At 36.9% G+C, this 18,065-nt stretch carries 18 protein-coding genes; 10 read left to right on the top strand and 8 right to left on the bottom strand.

Going from position 1 to position 18,065, the window contains the following annotated elements; genetic code table 11:
- Positions 1–188: 188 nt before the first annotated feature.
- On the top strand, positions 189–2,135 hold the full coding sequence (locus tag FFM65_RS06350; protein ID WP_119318169.1) for a sucrose-specific PTS transporter subunit IIBC: 1,947 nt from the start codon (positions 189–191) through the stop codon (positions 2,133–2,135).
- Between the two features lie 58 nt (positions 2,136–2,193).
- Here FFM65_RS06350 and FFM65_RS06345 read toward each other — a convergent pair whose 3' ends face one another.
- From FFM65_RS06345 to FFM65_RS06335, 3 genes are all read right to left on the bottom strand, one after another.
- A complete protein-coding gene (locus FFM65_RS06345; RefSeq protein WP_119318168.1) occupies positions 2,194–2,901 on the bottom strand; it encodes a GntR family transcriptional regulator in 708 nt (235 codons plus the stop codon).
- Positions 2,902–3,022: 121 nt separating this feature from the next.
- Positions 3,023–3,373, bottom strand: coding sequence for a VOC family protein (locus FFM65_RS06340; protein ID WP_119318167.1), 351 nt, complete (start codon positions 3,371–3,373; stop codon positions 3,023–3,025).
- Complete coding sequence (locus tag FFM65_RS06335) at positions 3,363–4,229, bottom strand: DegV family protein (protein ID WP_119318166.1); 867 nt, start codon at positions 4,227–4,229, stop codon at positions 3,363–3,365. The genes FFM65_RS06340 and FFM65_RS06335 overlap by 11 nt, the downstream gene beginning before the upstream one ends.
- A 148-nt stretch (positions 4,230–4,377) precedes the next feature.
- Between FFM65_RS06335 and FFM65_RS06330 the strand changes: the two genes are divergently transcribed.
- The 5 genes from FFM65_RS06330 to FFM65_RS06310 all read left to right on the top strand — a co-directional run bounded on the left by FFM65_RS06330 (position 4,378) and on the right by FFM65_RS06310 (position 8,734).
- The gene (locus tag FFM65_RS06330) at positions 4,378–5,562 is read left to right on the top strand and encodes a galactokinase (protein ID WP_119318165.1); all 1,185 of its coding nucleotides are present in this window, start codon (positions 4,378–4,380) and stop codon (positions 5,560–5,562) included.
- A complete protein-coding gene (locus FFM65_RS06325; protein ID WP_119318164.1) occupies positions 5,562–7,007 on the top strand; it encodes a UDP-glucose--hexose-1-phosphate uridylyltransferase in 1,446 nt (481 codons plus the stop codon). The genes FFM65_RS06330 and FFM65_RS06325 overlap by 1 nt, the downstream gene beginning before the upstream one ends.
- Positions 7,004–7,996 carry a LacI family DNA-binding transcriptional regulator gene (locus tag FFM65_RS06320; protein WP_162897950.1) on the top strand — a complete coding sequence of 331 codons (993 nt, stop codon included), beginning with the start codon at positions 7,004–7,006 and terminating at the stop codon, positions 7,994–7,996. Before FFM65_RS06325 ends, FFM65_RS06320 begins: the two co-directional genes overlap by 4 nt.
- 70 nt (positions 7,997–8,066) lie before the next feature.
- Positions 8,067–8,294: an SHOCT domain-containing protein gene (locus tag FFM65_RS06315; protein ID WP_119318162.1), complete on the top strand. Its 228-nt coding sequence runs from the start codon at positions 8,067–8,069 to the stop codon at positions 8,292–8,294.
- An 89-nt stretch (positions 8,295–8,383) separates the two neighbouring features.
- Positions 8,384–8,734: a DUF1516 family protein gene (locus tag FFM65_RS06310; RefSeq protein ID WP_119318161.1), complete on the top strand. Its 351-nt coding sequence runs from the start codon at positions 8,384–8,386 to the stop codon at positions 8,732–8,734.
- Between the two features lie 59 nt (positions 8,735–8,793).
- On the opposite strand, the gene FFM65_RS06305 is transcribed toward FFM65_RS06310, so the two are convergent.
- The gene (locus FFM65_RS06305; protein WP_119318160.1) at positions 8,794–9,645 is read right to left on the bottom strand and encodes an alpha/beta hydrolase; all 852 of its coding nucleotides are present in this window, start codon (positions 9,643–9,645) and stop codon (positions 8,794–8,796) included.
- A gap of 188 nt (positions 9,646–9,833) precedes the next feature.
- On the opposite strand from FFM65_RS06305, the gene FFM65_RS06300 reads away from it, so the two are divergent.
- From FFM65_RS06300 to FFM65_RS06290, 4 genes are all read left to right on the top strand, one after another.
- Positions 9,834–10,865 (top strand): branched-chain amino acid aminotransferase, encoded by a 1,032-nt coding sequence (locus FFM65_RS06300; RefSeq protein WP_010020698.1) that lies wholly within the window; start codon positions 9,834–9,836, stop codon positions 10,863–10,865.
- Between the two features lie 423 nt (positions 10,866–11,288).
- Positions 11,289–11,462, top strand: coding sequence for a hypothetical protein (locus FFM65_RS12165; RefSeq protein ID WP_162897943.1), 174 nt, complete (start codon positions 11,289–11,291; stop codon positions 11,460–11,462).
- Positions 11,463–11,684: 222 nt separating this feature from the next.
- Positions 11,685–12,164 (top strand): nucleoside 2-deoxyribosyltransferase, encoded by a 480-nt coding sequence (locus FFM65_RS06295; RefSeq protein WP_119318159.1) that lies wholly within the window; start codon positions 11,685–11,687, stop codon positions 12,162–12,164.
- A gap of 183 nt (positions 12,165–12,347) precedes the next feature.
- Positions 12,348–13,136 (top strand): SLAP domain-containing protein, encoded by a 789-nt coding sequence (locus tag FFM65_RS06290; protein ID WP_119318158.1) that lies wholly within the window; start codon positions 12,348–12,350, stop codon positions 13,134–13,136.
- Positions 13,137–13,177: 41 nt separating this feature from the next.
- Here FFM65_RS06290 and FFM65_RS12160 read toward each other — a convergent pair whose 3' ends face one another.
- The 4 genes from FFM65_RS12160 to FFM65_RS06275 form a co-directional block, all read right to left on the bottom strand.
- Positions 13,178–13,339, bottom strand: a complete 162-nt coding sequence (locus tag FFM65_RS12160; protein ID WP_162897942.1) for a hypothetical protein — start codon at positions 13,337–13,339, stop codon at positions 13,178–13,180.
- 1,133 nt (positions 13,340–14,472) lie between these two features.
- Positions 14,473–15,627: a hydroxymethylglutaryl-CoA synthase gene (locus FFM65_RS06285; protein ID WP_119318157.1), complete on the bottom strand. Its 1,155-nt coding sequence runs from the start codon at positions 15,625–15,627 to the stop codon at positions 14,473–14,475.
- A complete protein-coding gene (locus FFM65_RS06280) occupies positions 15,627–16,868 on the bottom strand; it encodes a hydroxymethylglutaryl-CoA reductase, degradative (RefSeq protein ID WP_119318156.1) in 1,242 nt (413 codons plus the stop codon). Before FFM65_RS06280 ends, FFM65_RS06285 begins: the two co-directional genes overlap by 1 nt.
- Positions 16,855–18,018, bottom strand: a complete 1,164-nt coding sequence (locus FFM65_RS06275; RefSeq protein ID WP_119318155.1) for a thiolase family protein — start codon at positions 18,016–18,018, stop codon at positions 16,855–16,857. Before FFM65_RS06275 ends, FFM65_RS06280 begins: the two co-directional genes overlap by 14 nt.
- Between the last annotated feature and the right edge of the window lie 47 nt (positions 18,019–18,065).

Genomic DNA, 18,065 nt, shown 5'->3' with positions numbered 1-18,065 from the left:
TCATTGTAACCGCTTTTACCGCAAATTGTCAATCGTTTAACATTTACGATGATCGTTATTTTAAGTAGATATCTTGAACATTTAATTACCAAGCAAAATATTTTTTGTTAAACGTTTGACATTTTTTCAAAACCATGTATTATTAAATTACGAAAAGCGCTTACATGAATTTTTAGGAGGAACGCATCATGAATCATGAACAAGTTGCTGATCGAGTAATCAAATACGTTGGCAAAGATAACTTAATTGCTGCCGCCCACTGTGCTACTCGATTGAGATTAGTAGTTAAAGATGTTAAAAAAATCGATCAAAAAGGTTTGGATAACGATGATGACGTCAAAGGTACTTTCAGCATCAATGGTCAGTATCAAATCATCATCGGACCTGGGGATGTCGATAAAGTTTATGCTTTCTTCATCAAAAAAACTGGCTTAAAAGAAGTCACACCTGATGACTTGAAAAATCTCGCCACTGATGGCAAAAAAACTAATCCTATCATGGCTTTAGTAAAACTTCTTTCTGATATTTTCGTACCATTGATTCCAGCTTTAGTCGCTGGTGGTCTATTGATGGCTTTGAACAATGTTTTGACTTCTCAAGACCTCTTCGGAGCTCAATCAGTCGTTCAAATGTATCCCGGTTTAAAAGGTGTTTCTGAACTGATCAATTTATTGGCTTCAGCACCATTTACTTTCATGCCAATCTTAATTGGTTTCTCTGCTACAAAACGTTTTGGTGGTAATCCTTATCTCGGTGCCGCTATTGGTATGGCCATGGTTATGCCTAGTTTAGTTAGTGGTTATGATGTCGCTAACGTGATGGCTACCGGTAAGATGACTTACTGGAACATCTTTGGTATGAATGTTGCTCAGGCTGGATATCAAGGACAAGTCTTACCAGTTCTAGCTGTTTCTTGGATTCTTGCCACGATTGAAAAATGGCTCCACAAACACATGCCTGCTACACCCGACTTTATCTTTACTCCATTAATTGCCGTTATTATCACTGGTTTGTTGACTTTCATCGGTGTTGGACCAGTTATGAGAACATTATCTGATGCTTTGACTAACGGTATCGTTTGGATGTACAACACAACTGGTTTTATCGGAACAGCCATTTTTGGTACATTCTATTCACCTATCGTAGTTACTGGTTTACATCAAAGTTTCCCTGCTATTGAAACCCAATTATTAACTAATATTGCCAAAACTGGTGGAGATTTCATCTTCCCAATTGCTTCAATGGCTAATGCTGCTCAAGGTGCTGCCTGTCTAGCTGTTTTCTTTATTTCTAAAAATGAAAAGCAAAAAGGTCTCGCTTCTTCAGCTGGTGTCTCAGCTTTACTAGGAATTACTGAACCTGCAATTTTCGGTGTGAATTTGAAACTTCGCTACCCATTCTTCTGTGCCATGATTGCTTCAGGTATTTCCTCAATTATCATCGGTATTTTCCACGTTCTATCTAGTGCCTTAGGTGCTGCCGGAATTATCGGTTTCATCTCCCTACCACCTAAATCTTATCTACCATTTTTTATTAGTATCATTATTAGTATCGCCTTAGGTTTCACTTTGACATACGCCTATGGTAAGAAATTCGACAAAGTAACTACCGCTTCACCTGTTTCTGAAGGTAAAAATATTGAAGTTGCTGACGAAATGATTGCTGCTCCGGTCAGTGGTGAATTGATCAATTTATCCGAAGTTGACGATCAAGTTTTCTCAACTGAAATCATGGGTAAAGGTGCTGCTATCAAACCAAACGATGGTAACGTTTATGCCGTAGCTGACGGAACTTTGACGGTGGCTTACGAAACTAAACATGCCTACGGAATTCAAACCGATGACGGTGCTGAAATCTTGATTCACTTAGGAATCGATACCGTTGATCTCAAAGGACAATACTTCACTTCTAACGTCACACAAGGACAACACGTCAACAAAGGTGATCTATTAGGAACTTTCGATCTACAAAAGATTCAAGCTGCTGGTTATGATACAACCGTTATGGTCGTTGTAACTAACAGTGCCACTTATTCAGACGTTGACCGCTTGAATAAATCTGATGTCACTTCAGGTGATGACATCGTTGCTTTGACTAAACCAACACTTGAGGCAACTCCAGTTGCTACAGCTTAACCCTTCATATATCAAATAAGCGCAAAAAAAGATGCTGATCTAATTTTCAGCATCTTTTTTAATTTTCCAAATTATGTCTAACATGATAAGCAAACTCATCACTGCGAGCAATGCTCAAAGTAAATTCGATAATTTGTTTTTGTTCGTCATAGGTTTTTCTTTCTAAATGTAAACACGGAGTTCCTGGTTTTAACTTCATGAATTCACAGTCACAATTACTGATAACATCAGCTGAGAAATACTCATCGGCATAATCGATTTTTTCGTTAAATTCTTGTTCAAAGACATCATACATTGAATTATTTTCTAATATTTTTTTGGTCAAAGTCGGAAATAATTTTACTGGCAAGAAACTTCTTTCTAGCATCATTGGTTCATTATCAGCTAAGCGCAATCGTCTAACTTTAAACATCTTCTCACCAATTTCTAAATTGAGATTTTTAGCAAAATAAGCATTAACATCTTTTTCTTCAAAACTAAGAATTTTTGTACTAGGAGTTTTCCCTAACAAGCGCATTTGTTGCCCAAATTTATAGCTGCTGCCGAGGTCACTTTGAAGATTGATTCGATTGACGAAAGTCCCTTGTCCTTGAATTCGACGAACTAGTCCCGTTGATTCCAGATCCAGCAAGGCTAAACGAACAGTATTGCGTGAAACCTGGTATTTATCCGCTAATTGTCTTTCAGAAAGTAATCTAGCATTAGCCGGCAACGCTTGAACGTAATTAGTCAATTGATCCATCAATCGTTCACGTAAAGTATTCATAGTAGCTTCCTTTCTGACGCTTGATTAAATTGTATGGTCAGATGAAAACTTGTGCAAACAAAAGCTTTGATTATTGGCTGGACAAATTGTACAAAAAAAGGCGAATCCACAATGGAATCACCTATGCTTTTGCCATGACGAACATGTTGCCTTCAGGGTCTTGGAAATTAAAAGTCAAAACACCATTAACTTCACTGATCTGACTGGCACTCAAAATTTCTTCATGCATGTGATAAAAATCTTCTGAGAAAAACATCAACGATGGCACAGTCTCAGGAATCTCTGGGGCATAAATGTGAATATAGTCTTTGGGAAAAATCGACAATTCCATTTCTGCTGAAACTTTAACGATGACATTTTGATAACCACCATTAAGCGTTTGACGATCAGAAACTTCGCCACCAAATTCCATCGTCCAAAAATCAACACTCATATCAACATCATTGACGTACAATACAACTCTAGTTTTCATTTAAAAAGTCCTTATCCCAGACAACACCCATAGTCTTTTCACCAGTATGAACGCTGATAGCTGGTCCCAAATGACTCTTGGAAATTCTAGCCTTAGGAAAATCTGCTTGGAAGTCATTTGACCATTTATCCAGCATTTCACGGTTATTAGAATCAACAATCGTGATGTGTAAATTTCTATCAGGGTATTCCTCTGTATATTTCTTAATTTCTGAAGCAATCATTCTATAAGCACGATGCATAGTTCTTTCTTTAGCAATCGCATAAATTTTACCATCTTTAAAGGTCAACAAGGGTTTCACATTCAATAAGCTACCGATGATGGCAGAATGGTTGCTCAAACGCCCAGTTCTACTCAAATGTTTCAAGTCATCGACTGCAAACAAGATATGCGTAGAAGCCCTCAAATCCTCCAATTTTTTAACTATTTCATCTGGTTCGACACCTTGTTGTGCCAATAATCCTGCCATCATGACTAAATCGGCTTCTGCACCACTAGCTGCCATTGAATCAAATGGATAAACCTTAGCCTTGTCATAACTCTTAACGAACATTCTCAAATTGTCCATAAAGGAAGTAATTCCTAATGACAAATGAATTGAAATGATCGTGTCGTAGCCCTCATCAACTAGACGGTCATAGGCTTCTTGAATTTGTCCCATTGATACTTGAGAAGTTGTTGGCAATTCTTTTTCGTTACGCAAATAATCAAAGAATTCTTGATCAGTTAATTCTTCAGTTTCTTTGTACTGTTTGTTCCCCAAAATAACTGTAATTGGTAAAACAGTAATGTTATATTTTTTAATTTGTTCCGGTGTCAAATAAGACGCTGTATCAGTTACCACTGCCGTTTTCATTGGTTTCTTCCTCTTTTTTCCAGTATGGGCACTCATGCATATAATAATAACATTTTATAGGAATAATTAAATCTATACTACTTGTTTTAGTTGTCAGAAAGCGCTATCATTTTGTTAAGTAAATATTTAGTAAAAATGGAGAATGATTATGAATACGAAAGAAATTTTACAAGGCTATCAAGATATTTTTAACGAAACTGCTGAAAAACTCTTTTTTTCACCTGGTAGAATCAATCTAATCGGTGAACATACCGACTATAACGGTGGTAACGTCTTCCCTTGTGCTATCAGTTTGGGAACGTACGCTGCTTTTGGCAACCGAGACGATGAAACAATTCAAATGTATTCTGCTAACTTGCCAGATACTGGGATTATTTCAGTCACATTAAAGGATCTAACTTACAAAAAGGAAGACAACTGGTCAAATTATCTCAAAGGGATGATTTATTTAATTCAACAAGCTGGCTACAAAATTGACCACGGTTTCAATATTTACGTTCATGGTAACTTGCCAGATGGTGCCGGATTGTCATCTTCTGCTTCAATCGAATTATTGATGGGCAATATTTTAAACGATGTCTTCAAACTGGGAATCGACCAAATCGACCTCGTTAAAATGGGCCAACAAAATGAAAATAAATACATCGGCGTAAACTCAGGAATTATGGACGAATTTGCCGTCGGTATGGGTAAAAAAGATCAAGCCATCTTACTCGACACTAATACGATGGAATACCACTATGCTCCAGTTGAACTCGGCGACCACGTGATCGTGATTATGAACACTAACAAGCAACGTGCTCTAGCTGACTCCAAATACAACGAACGTCGCAGTCAATGTGAACAAGCCTTAGCCCTTCTTCAAACTAAACTAAATATCAAATCTCTAGGCGAATTATCAATCGATGACTTCGACCGCAATTCTTACTTGATCAACGATGATACTTTGATTCGTCGCGCTCGTCATGCAGTATTTGAAAATCAAAGAACTCTCAAAGCTATCAAATATCTGAAGGAAAACAATCTATCTGAATTTGGTAAACTCGTCAATGCTTCCCACATTTCACTCCACTATGATTACGAAGTAACTGGTATCGAACTCGATACTCTAGTTGAAGCTGCTTGGCAACAAGATGGCGTTCTCGGTGCTCGTATGGTCGGTGCTGGATTCGGTGGTTGCGCAATTGCCTTCGTTCAAAAAGACCAAGTTGAATCATTCAAGAAAAACGTCGGTCAAATTTATCAAGAAAAAATCGGCTACAAAGCGGACTTTTACATTGCTGAAATTGCTGACGGACCAAGTGAAATTAAAATCTCTGAGGTGGAAAAATAATGTCCTGTGTTGACCAATTTGTCGACTTGATCGTTAATTCTGACAATGACTATCAAGAACTCGACAAAACTTATTTATACAATCGTATCTGCGCATTAGTTGGTGACGATAATCATCAAACTGACGATGACGTAAAGAATGCCTTAATTAAAACAGCTATCAAAAATGGCAAAATCGAAGATAATCAAACTGATAAGGAAATTCTCAATGACCAGTTGATGGATTTTGTGACGCCATTGCCTTCTAAAGTTAATGCTAAGTTTTGGAATCTTTATCAAAAAAGTCCTGAAACAGCTACTAATTATTTCTACAAATTGAGTCAAGACAATGACTACATCAAAGTCAAAGCGATTGCTAAAAACATCTCTTATCAAGTTAAGACTGATTATGGAAATCTCGAAATTACTATCAATCTATCCAAGCCAGAAAAAGACCCCAAAGCTATCGCTCTAGCCGGTAAACAAAAGCAAACTGGTTATCCTAAATGTCAATTATGCATGGAAAACGAAGGTTATTTAGGACGACTGGGATATCCAGCCAGAAGTAACCATCGTATCATCCGCTTCACTCTCGGTGGACAAACTTGGGGCTTCCAATATTCGCCTTATGCTTATTTCAGTGAACATGCTATCTTCTTAAACAAAATTCACCAGCCAATGATCATCAACCAACATACCTTCAATAACTTGTTGGAAATCATTCGTATCTTCCCACAATACTTTGTCGGTAGTAACGCTGATTTACCAATCGTTGGTGGTTCAATGCTCAGCCATGACCATTATCAAGGTGGTCGTCACCAATTCCCAATGATGAAAGCTAAAATCGATCGTGATATTTCACTTCCAATAAGTGGTGTTAAAGCCGGTATCGTCAAGTGGCCCCTTTCAACAATCCGTTTAACTAGTGCTGATCCAGAACAATTAGTTGCCGCTGCCACTTTGATTCACGAAAACTGGAAAAATTATTCTGATAAATCAGTTGATGTTAGAGCCTTCACCGATGGAGTTCGTCACCACACAGTCACACCGATTGCTTATAAAGACGGCGAAAATTATGTCCTAGATATCGTTTTGCGTGACAATCAAACTTCAAAAGAATTCCCTGATGGCATTTTTCATCCCCATCAAGATGTTCAACACATCAAGAAAGAAAATATCGGTTTAATTGAAGTCATGGGGCGGGCTATTTTACCAGCTCGTTTGAAAGACGAATTAAAAGAAGTCGAACGTTACTTACTCAAGCAACCTAACCAAATGGCAGATTATCACAAAACTTGGGCTGATCAACTTCAGAAAAAATACAATTTCAATGAAGATAACGTGTCAGAAATCGTTGATAAAGAAACTGGTTTAGTCTTTGGTCGTGTACTTGAAGATGCCGGAGTTTTCAAATGGAACACTCAAGGTCAAGAAGCTTTTGATAAATTCATAGGAAGTCTTTCATAATGGCTACCTTACGAGATATCGCCAAAAAAGCTCACGTTTCTGCAGCTACCGTTTCACGAGTTTTAAATAACGATTTGACTTTATCAGTCACCGACCAAACACGAGCTAATATTCTAAAAATTGCGACTGATTTAAACTATCAAAAAGCTAATCATAAGAATTCTCACTTTCAAAAACACATTGCTTTAGTTCAGTGGTACTCCGAATCTAAAGAACAAGATGATTTGTACTACATGACGATTCGTGAAGGCATTGAACAACAGGCTCCCAAATATGGCTTTGAAATTCTCAGAATCTTTCACAATGACTTGGAACAAATACCAAATGATATCGATGGAATCATTGCGATTGGAAAATTTAGTTCAAATCAAGTAATGACCATGAAACGTATCAGCTCCAATTTAGTTTTCATTGACGATGACCAATTCGCCAAGGGTTTTGATACAGTTTTGCCTGATTTCAATTATGGTATCGAACAAGTTATCAACTACTTCGTTGGCCAAGACATCTCTGATATCGGTTTGATCTATGGTGAAGAAACTTCTACTGACGACAAACGAATCATCCCTGATTTTCGCTTTAATAGTTTTCGACAGGTTATGAACAAGCACAGTATTTTTAAACCCGAATTTTGCTTCAAAGGTGATTTCACAAAGGAATCTGGTTATCAGCAAATGAAACACGCTATTAAAACGCTGCCTAATTTGCCAAAAGCTTTCTTCATTTCTAACGATCCGATGGCTAGTGGTGCTCTGAAAGCTTTGCAAGAAGAACAAATTTCTGTGCCTGATCAAGTTCAAATTTTCAGTTTCAACGACACTTCCATAGCCAGTTTAGTCAATCCCGAACTTAGTTCAGTTGCCGTGGCTACAGTCCAAATGGGCGAAACAGCTGTCGATGCTCTTCAAGATATCTTGACTAACCCTCGACACGTTGCTAAAAAAGTCGTTTTGGCTACCAAACTAGTCTTTCGCCAAAGTACCAACTAAGCAGTTTGATTGCTCCTAAGATACTTCTTCCTTACAATTAAAGTAGAAATATTTTAAGGAAGTGATAACTATGATGGGATTGGCTAATTGTCGTGGTTTCGGTGGTGGTTTCATGGGGAGTGGTTTTTGGTTCTATGGAATTATCATCCTATTAGTTGCTTTAGTTGTCTTGTACTTACTCAATAATAATCGTAATCATTCAAAAACTAGTGCCTTGGAAATTCTTGATCAAGAGTATGCTAAAGGTAACGTTTCTGATGATGACTATCGCAAGAGAAAAGAAAACTTACTGAAATAAAAAAAAGTAGCAATCCAAAACTGCAGTTTGGAATTGCTACTTTTTTTCATCGAAATGCTAAGATTGAAAGTGTATCAAGGAGGCAAAATATGGTTTGGTTATGGACACATTTAATCACTTGGTTAGTCATGGCAATCATGATTCTTTTAGCATTATTTACTAATTCACACACGAAAATCTACGAAATGATCACGCGTGTAGGTTATATTGTTATCATCGTTACTGGTATCAAATTGGCAATCAGAGCTTGGTCAGTTGAACCAATGTTACTGATTGTAAAAATCATCGTGGCCTTAATATTTATTGCACTAGTGGAAATTGCTTTTGCTCGAAAAGCACAAAAAACTATCAGTAAGTCACTGATTTGGGCAGTCATTGTCTTTTGTATCGTTACCGCTTTAATCGGTTTTGCACTTGCCGGATGGTATCCATTTGCTTAAAAAAGAACTATTAAATATATTCTCCCTATAGAGTTTAATAGTTAATAGTTCTTTTTTTATTATTTTTTAAATAGAAAATTAATCAATATTTTATCAACTTGTTTATTCTCATGTAACTTACTATGTGCTGCCATTTTTCCGACGATTTTCTTTTCTTGATAAGACTTAGCACGTCCGGAAACTAAATACTTTAAAGACTTAGAAGAAGCATTGGTTACCGCTCCGTCAGAATGAGTCCCATCATCCTTGTCACCATAGATATTTAATACTTTAATGTTTGTAGGATATGTCTTTCTCAATTCCATTAGTTCTTTATAAAAAGAATTCATTCGATCCGGTTTGCCATTTTTATCAAGCGTTGTTTCATTAGGTTCATCATCTTCATCGATTATGCCATCAAAATGACCAGCAATATCGACGACTTTATTTATCTTAGGTAAGCCTTTCAAACCGGGATTGTCCAAAATATAGTAATTGATTGCCATGTTCCCCATCGAATGCCCAACTAGATTGACTTTCTTACATTTGTAATCTTCTTGAACGACTTTGATAACATTTTTGGCCCACTGACCTTGAGTGTGGTAATCGCCATTGCGACTGTTGTCAAAATTCACTTCTACAACAGGATTTTTAGCTTTTTTCGGAATTGAACCAATCATCTTGGCATAACCATTAGGACTGACATTGACACGCACGATAGTCTTCGTTACACCGGCTTTTTTAATAGCCCCGGTCATTTGTTCTTCCGCATGATAACTGCTGGCATAGCCGTGGAAAAAGATGGTTGGAATCGATTCTTGAACGTACTCCTTTTTAGTAGCAGCTTGAGTCGAATTACCGAAGCTAAAGACTCCAACAATCAACAACAAGGAAGCTATAATCGTAGCGATAGTTATTTTCTTTTTGTTCAAATTAAATCACTCCTAATCTATATCATCCTTATTGTACCTAGTTTTCATTTTTTTGCTTAATTAAACGGATTATTAAAAAAATTCCAATTTACCATTGACACTCTTTGGCATGTTAACTATTATGAATCTAATAAATTTAATAATGTTATTAATTTATTAGATAAAATTTAACAAAGGAGATATAAAATATGGCAAAAGCAGATGCAACAAAAATTGATTGGAACAATCTAGGTTTCAATTATATGGACTTACCTTACCGTTTTACTGCACATTGGAAAGACGGCGCATGGCAAGATGCTGGACTAACAGAAGATAGTACACTTCACATTAGTGAGGCTTCCCCAGTCTTGCACTACGGTCAAGCAGCTTTTGAAGGTATGAAAGCGTATCGTACCCCAGATGGCAAAATTCAATTGTTCAGACCTGACCGCAATGCTAAACGTTTAAAGGACTCATGTGAACGACTCTTGATGCCTGTTTTCCCAGAAGACAAATTCGTAGAAGCAGTAAAATCAGTTGTAAAAGCTAATGCTGACTTCGTTCCACCTTATGGCAATGGTGCCACACTTTATATTCGTCCTTTGATTATCGGTACTGGTGAACAAATTGGTGTCCACGCTGCCCCAGAATACATCTTTACCATCTTCGCAATGCCAGTTGGTAATTACTTCAAGGGTGGACTTACACCAGTTAACTTCACTACATCACAATACGACCGTGCTGCTCATAAAGGTACTGGTCAAAGTAAAGTCGGTGGTAACTACGCTGCCAGTCTTTACCCTGGTGAAAAAGCTCATGATAATGGTTTTGCCGATTGTGTTTACTTGGATCCTATCGAACATAAGAAAATTGAAGAAGTTGGATCAGCTAACTTCTTTGGTATTACTAAAGATAACGTCTTTGTAACACCTAAATCACCTTCTATCCTTCCAAGTATCACTAAATACTCACTACTTTGGTTGGCTAAGAACCGTTTGGGACTAGAAGCCGAAGAAGGAGACGTATACATTGATCAACTAGACAAATTTGCTGAAGCCGGTGCTTGTGGTACTGCTGCTGTTATTTCACCTATTGGTGGTTTGGAACACAACGGCAACCTTCATGTCTTCTACAGTGAAACTGAAGTTGGTCCCGTAACCAAGAAATTGTATGACACATTAACTGGAATTCAATTCGGTACTGTTGAAGCACCTGAAGGTTGGGTTCAAGTAGTAGAATAATAACTAATCAAAAAGGCCGCAGAAAAATTTCTGCGACCTTTTTTCATATATTGTTGAGAAGTGAGGTAGTAGGATCCAAAACCACAGCCCTCAAATCCGACCCCGTCCCCCTGGTGGAAACTAGAACAAATCGGATTCTTGTGCTTTTGAATCTCACAGGTAAATTGTATATACAAATTGGTTATTTAAAATTTCTATTTTAGTAAAACTTTCTATTAAATATTGGAATATTTCATTTTACAAAAAATGGTATATTGCGTATGTTTCACTATTAAAATAATGTATTCAACATTCAAATAAAAACAGTTTAGTCGGGAGCAAAAATTCTGTGATGGCTCAGCCGGCAAATTTCACTTTGCGATTTATTGGTTCTTACTAAAAGTTGGTTAGTGTTAATTGCCGTCTTCCACACAAGCCCTGTGATTGGCTGGAACGCTGCCGACGCAACTTGGAGCCTTTGCTAAGCCCAAAACCGGGCAAAGTCTTCAAGATTGGTCTTATTCTAAGCAACAAGTTGCTAAGAATAATGTGGCGGCTGAGCCATCACAGGGCTTGTGCTCCAGACTAGATCCTAGTTTCATTATTTACTTTGTTTAATTCAAAAAATAAACTTACATACAACTAATACATTGAAAATGGAACTTCTCTGCATTTTTATATAACCAAACTATAATAAGAACCGATTTATCGCTTACGTGAAAGACCAATCACAGGATTTTTGTGGACGACGGAATATTTTCACCAAACTAAATATCTTTTATCTATTTATCCATGCTAAACTATTACAGAACAAATAAAAGAAAGAAGGATTTTATAATAATGAAAATCTATTTTGCCAACGGATTGTTTGCTTTAGCTGACCGTATGTTTAATGAATTTGTAGTTGAAAAGATCAGAAAAATGGACAGCAATATCGAAGTCTACCTTCCCCAAGAAAATGGCGACATCAACGACAAAATGAATTACGCTGATTCAATCAAAATTGCTCAAGAAGACAACAAAGAACTTCTTTCTTCTGACTTAGTAGTAGCTATCCTAGATGGTGACACAATGGACGATGGCGTAGCCTCAGAAATTGGTCTGGCCTTCGGTAAAGAAATACCTGTTATCGGTGTTTACACTGACCTACGTCAACACGGTTTTGAAAACCCTGAAAAGCTTGAGGCTGTTAAGACTATCGGTGAAAATCCTTTTGCTTATATCAACAATTACACAATAGGTTTGATCAAAATGAATGGTATGATGGTCAACAATATTGATGACATGCTTGAAGGAATTAAAAAATATCTCAAAAAATAATTAGTGTTTTTTGACCATTTTGTGTTTCAATACCATTACGTCCCTTTTACAGTTCAGTTATAACTAATTTACAGTTGGGTTATATTCAACATTTCTTGGTCTAGACGTTATATGATTATTTCCGTTGAGAAAAATTAATAAAAACAAATACAAGTTTTTATAATTCGGGGGAATCATTTTATAATGAAGATCAAAAAAATTGCAGCATCCATACTAACAGTTACAACACTTGCACTAATGGGAATCAGTACACAAACACAAACTGTTAATGCTGCAGTTGCATCAATCGATACTAGTAGTGTTATCTATATTACAAATAACAATGGGGCGCAACTTTACTCATTGTCAAATGATACAATGTCCACAACAAGTCGTAGTCTAGCTAATAAGTCAGCTTGGATTACAAACAAAATTACTAATGTTAATGGCGTAACATATTACCAAGTAGCCACAAACACATGGGTTGCAGCTACTGACCTATCTACTGAAGCTCCAGCAGTTTCTCTAGACAAAGATATGTACGTTAAAAATAATGGTGGCGTAAACCTCTATGATGCACCAAATGGTAACTATGTTGGCTCAGTAAACGGTGGCTCTACAGTTCACGTTTACGAAAGCAAAACTGATGCTAACGGTACTACTTGGTATGATGTTGGTAAAAATCGTTGGATCAATGGTGAATACCTTTCAAATGACAACGTTAAACAAACTTTAACAATGTCAGCTACAGCTTATGATCCTGCTGTTTTAGGTTCAAGTATGGGTTACAGCGGCGTTGCTGCTAACCTTTCAAAATTCCCTAAGGGTACACATTTGAGAATTACTGACGGTAATGGTAATACTTATGACCGCGTTGTTAATGATACAGGACTATTTGCTTACAGCAATCCTAACCAATTAGACATCGCCATGCCTAATTCACAAGCATTACAATTTGGTCGTCAAAACGTTACTGTTCAAGTAATTGGCTAAATTTAAATAGACAAATAAAAAAGATTGAATCTGTGAGGGGTTCAATCTTTTTTTGTATGCTCAGCTTTTTCTTCAAAGTCAAAAATGTAATGAAACAAGAACAACATCCCTATAACAAAGGCAATTATTGCCACAACTAATGGTGCAGTAATCATTATGCAAAGATCAACGATAATCAAAACCAATCGTAATAGTTTTTTCATCGCTACTCACCCCTTTTGATATTTACCATATTCTAAGGCGAATTTTATCTTTGAACCAATGATTATTGCTTGAGGTTGCTGATTCGTATATTTAAGCAATAAAAAAAGAACCCCCACACTCTGGGAGTTCTCAGTTAGATATAAGTGGCAAGATGAAATTTACTGTAGTTTCATCAACTTTAAAACTTAAACATTGAATCTAAATTCTAAATCTTACTACTTGCAACATATCTTACTTTATTAACACATGTATATTGTTCAACTAATGGATCCTAATGCAACATGTATTGAGTTTGCGCGACTACTTTTTAGGTCGATCTTATGTTAACTTTTGGCACTAGTCCCAAAAATGTCGTTGAACTGTACTGACTCTAACTTTCATTTGCTTTGTACTAATCTTACCAAACTTCAGAGATAAAACTTTCTTAATCAAAATCACTCAGGGCTACAGTTCCTGACACTTCATCTTTACCACATCTATAATATAGCACCTTCAGTAACCGTTTACAACTTTGATGCTGTAGACGTTAAGGATTATATAATTTGCCCTATTTTTGTAACGTTTCATTGTACTCCTAAACGGGTTCTGCAAGCTAATTTCTTCCGCTTTTCTACACTTTTCAAATTACCCATATGAACCAGAAACCATGGGTAATTTAAAAAGTTACGAAAATGCTCGGAAATTCTCAAGCTTGCGCCACCCTCTGCACTAAAAAAGGACCTCCGTGTGTTGGAAGTCCCTAGTTAGATATAAGTGGTAAGATGAAATTTACTGCAGTTTCATCAACGTTAAATGAATCTAAACTTTAAATGAATCTTACTACCTGAAACATATCTTACTATATATGAATATGTACTACTTATGTTAGTTCAACTATAGGATCCTAGCGAACTATGTATTGAGCTTGCGCGACTACTACTAATTAGGTCGATCTTATGTTAACTTTTTTCGCTAGTTCCTAAAATGCCGTTGAACTGTACTACCTTAACTTTTATTTGTTCTAGACTAATCCTACCATCTCCTGGAAAACGATAACATTTTCTGAATCAAAATCTTTTTAGGGCTACAGTTCTTGACACTTCATCTTTACCACGTCTTTAATATAACATCTTAAGAAAGCGTTTACAACATTTTATTTTAGCTTTTTATAAATACGTTCATTTTCTTTGATTTCACTCAAATAGAACTTGTCGTTAATAGTTGATGGATCAACAATTGTGTCGTTTTTATATTCAATTTGGTAAATTTTTTCATATTCATCGATACTGATTTTTTGACGATTATTTAGCATATCAATCAAAGCTTGCTTGTCGATAACTTGTTCAAACTCTGGTTGAATTTTGGCACTGAACAATTCACCAACAGCACCTGAGCCATAACTAAACATCAAGACGTCTTCATTAGCTTTGGCACCGTTAACTAGGTATGACAATAAACCTAAATAAAGTGAACCTGTATAGAGATTACCCACGTCACGACTGAATTTGACACTATTTTGATAATGTTCCGTCAATTCAGCGTATTTTTCATCAGAAACTTTTCCTTCAAGCGTACGTAGAGCTTTAGTTCCCATCTTTGTATAAGGGATGTGGAAAAGCATCGTTGAGAAGTCATCGGCTGTTACCGAGTATTTATCTTGGAACTTACTCCATAGAGTTTGGAAGAAATTAACGTAAACTTCATTAGAGAATTTTCCTCTAGCAAAAGCTGTCTTTGAGAACGTTGGACGCCAGAAATCGCCGACATTTTTCGTCATGTAAACTGATTGGTGATTTAACTTCAAAACTCGGGGATTTTGACTGATCAACATAGCAACTGAACCCGCACCTTGAGTAACTTCTCCGGGCGTCTTGATACCATAGCGAGCAATATCAGTTGCGATGACTAGAACCTTTTTATCAGGATTTAAACTGACGAAGTCATAAGCAGCTTGCAATCCGGCTGTAGCTCCGTAACAAGCTTGTTTGATTTCATAAGCACGAATGTCTTCTGGTAGATCCAACAAGTCCATCAAAAAGGCAGCAGTTGATTTAGACTCATCGACACTACTTTCAGTTCCGACAATCATCATCCCTAAATTTTTCTTATCGTCATCTGTCAAAATACTGTCAGCTGAACTAGCAGCCATTGTTACAGCATCTTGATGAGGTAATGGAACAGCTTGTTTGTCTTGGCCAATTCCAATTGTAAATTTATTAGGATCAACGTCTCTTCTCTTAGCTAATTCAACAATATCAATATAATCTTTTGGGACATAAAAACCTATTTTATCAATACCTATATTCATTATTTTTCTCTCAACTCTTTCAAAATATTTTCAGCATTCTTGATTGTATAATCTTTAGTTTGATTCAATTTTTCAGCAACTGCATGAATTTCTAAACCAACCGCTCCTGCAGAAACTGCCAAAGATTTACTTTGTAAGCCCATGTGGCCAGCCTGAATACCTGTCGTAACTAAAGCCCTAATAGCTGATAAATTATTAGCTAAACCTACTGCACCAACGACTGACTGCAATTCTTGACTGTTTTTGATTTTCATAATTGCTAAACTCAATTGAGCCATTGGCAATGCTCTGATAGCACCACCGACACTACCTAGTTCAACTGGCATCTTCAAAGTTCCAACCAATTGATCATCTTCTATATGCCACTCGCTGAATGGTTGATATTGCCCTGATTCAAAGGCAAAACTGTGAGCAGCTGCTTCTTGAGCTCGAAAATCATTTCCAGTTGCCAACAAAACTGCATCGATTCCATTCATGATGCCTTTATTGTGCGTAATTGCTCGTTTAACCGACTTTTGAGCGAAGCGGGACAACTGAACGATTCTATTAGCAACTTGCTCACCAGTCATGTTTTTCGTCCCTAATTGGGCAAAATCAACTTTAGCTTCAACAATGATAACTTGATCTTGACCACTGTTAGATAAAATACTGCACAAAACATCATCATTAGTTAACTCAACAATTTTATGAGCCGTCTTTTCTAGGATCGTGTTGACCATATTAGCGCCCATTGCATCGACGGTATCAATTCCTAACTCAACCTCTGTAAATTCATCATAGCGATTGAATTTCAATGACACAACGCCGCCACCACGTTTAAGTAAACTAGGATGAGCATTTTGAGCAAAACTAAAAATTTTCGAATTATTTTGTTCCAATTGTTCAAAATCAGCATCAGTGATTTTTTCCAAAACAATCTGTCCATAAATGATGCGCTTAGATGGGAAAGCTTTGAAACCACCACTGTTCTTGATTCTTTTGGCACCATTTGAGGCCGCAGCGATAACTGACGGTTCTTCGATCGTCATTGGCACCAAATAATCTTTGCCATTAACTTTAAAATCAGTAGCAAAACCATAAGGCAAACTAAAACTACCGATTTGGTTTTCACTCAAACTATCAGCTAAATCTTTTGAAATAGTCTGACGTTTCAATAACGAATCAGCTTGCCGTTGATTAATATACTCATTTTCTAGCAAGTATTTGATTCTTTGTTCAAGAGTTAACTCATAGATTTTCATTTAGTTTGACACCCATAGCCATGCCCATGCCGCCACCAATGCAAAGTGATGCTAAACCAGTCGTCTTATTCTCTTGTTGTAATGAATTGATCAAAGTAGCAATCATTCTCGTTCCGGTTGCACCAAGTGGATGACCTAAGGCAATTGCCCCTCCGTAAATATTTAATTTATCAGTTGGAATCTCTAAATCACGACCAACAGCAACTGCTTGAGCTGCAAAAGCTTCATTAACTTCAAATAAGTCGTAATCAGCTAGGTCTGTTTGATAACGTTTGAAATACTTTTTGATTGCATAATAAGGCGCATAGCCCATATAGTTAGGGTCGATACCAACTTCTGTATAACCTGTGATTTGAGCCACATAATCTAAGCCTAATTCTTTAGCACGACTAGCTCTCATCAAAATCAAAGCTGCTGCTCCATCGTTGATTGGTGAAGAATTACCTGCTGTAACAGTTCCCTTCTTGTCAAAAACGGTTCGCAAGTTGCCCATTTGTTCTAAAGTCGTAGTTGGACGAATTGATTGGTCGGTGGTGATTTCCTCGCCATTGACTTCGATTGGAATAATTTCTTTAGCTAATTTAGCTTGAGCTTTAAAAGCTCTTTGATGTGATTGGTAAGCAAACTCATCTTGTTGTTCTCTAGTAACGTGGAATTTTTTAGCAACATTTTCAGCTGTCAAACCCATTGGCAAGTGATTGAAAGCATCATTCAAACCATCGTTGAACAAAGCATCTGACAATTTAGGCGAAACTTCCATCTTGCCAGTTCTTGGTGCGTAAAATGGAGCGTTCGACATGCTTTCGACTCCACCACTAACGACAATATCAGCGTTACCCATTGTGATAGCAGAAACACCTTCATAAATAGCTTTCATACCTGAACCACAAACTTGATTGATTGTCATGGCTGTAGCATCGACACGTCCGCCAGCATTTAATTCAATTTGTCTGGCTGTATTTTGTCCCATACCAGTCTGATAAACATTTCCAAAAATGAATTGATCAACTAATTTGGGGTCGAGATGGTTCTTTTTTAACAATTTAGAAACTAATTGTGTTCCTAATTGAACTGCAGTCATATCAGCGAATTGACCTCTGAATTTACCGATGGCAGTTCTCTTTGCGTCTATAATTACTATTGGATCCATATTTCATGTCCCTTCAAACTTGGTAAAATATCCTTAAGCCTTAATAA

Source organism: Companilactobacillus formosensis (genome assembly GCF_005405305.1).
In the GTDB taxonomy this organism is placed as follows: domain Bacteria; phylum Bacillota; class Bacilli; order Lactobacillales; family Lactobacillaceae; genus Companilactobacillus; species Companilactobacillus formosensis.
Note: the sequence above shows the minus strand (reverse complement) of the source record. Positions and strands in the feature narration are given on the sequence as shown.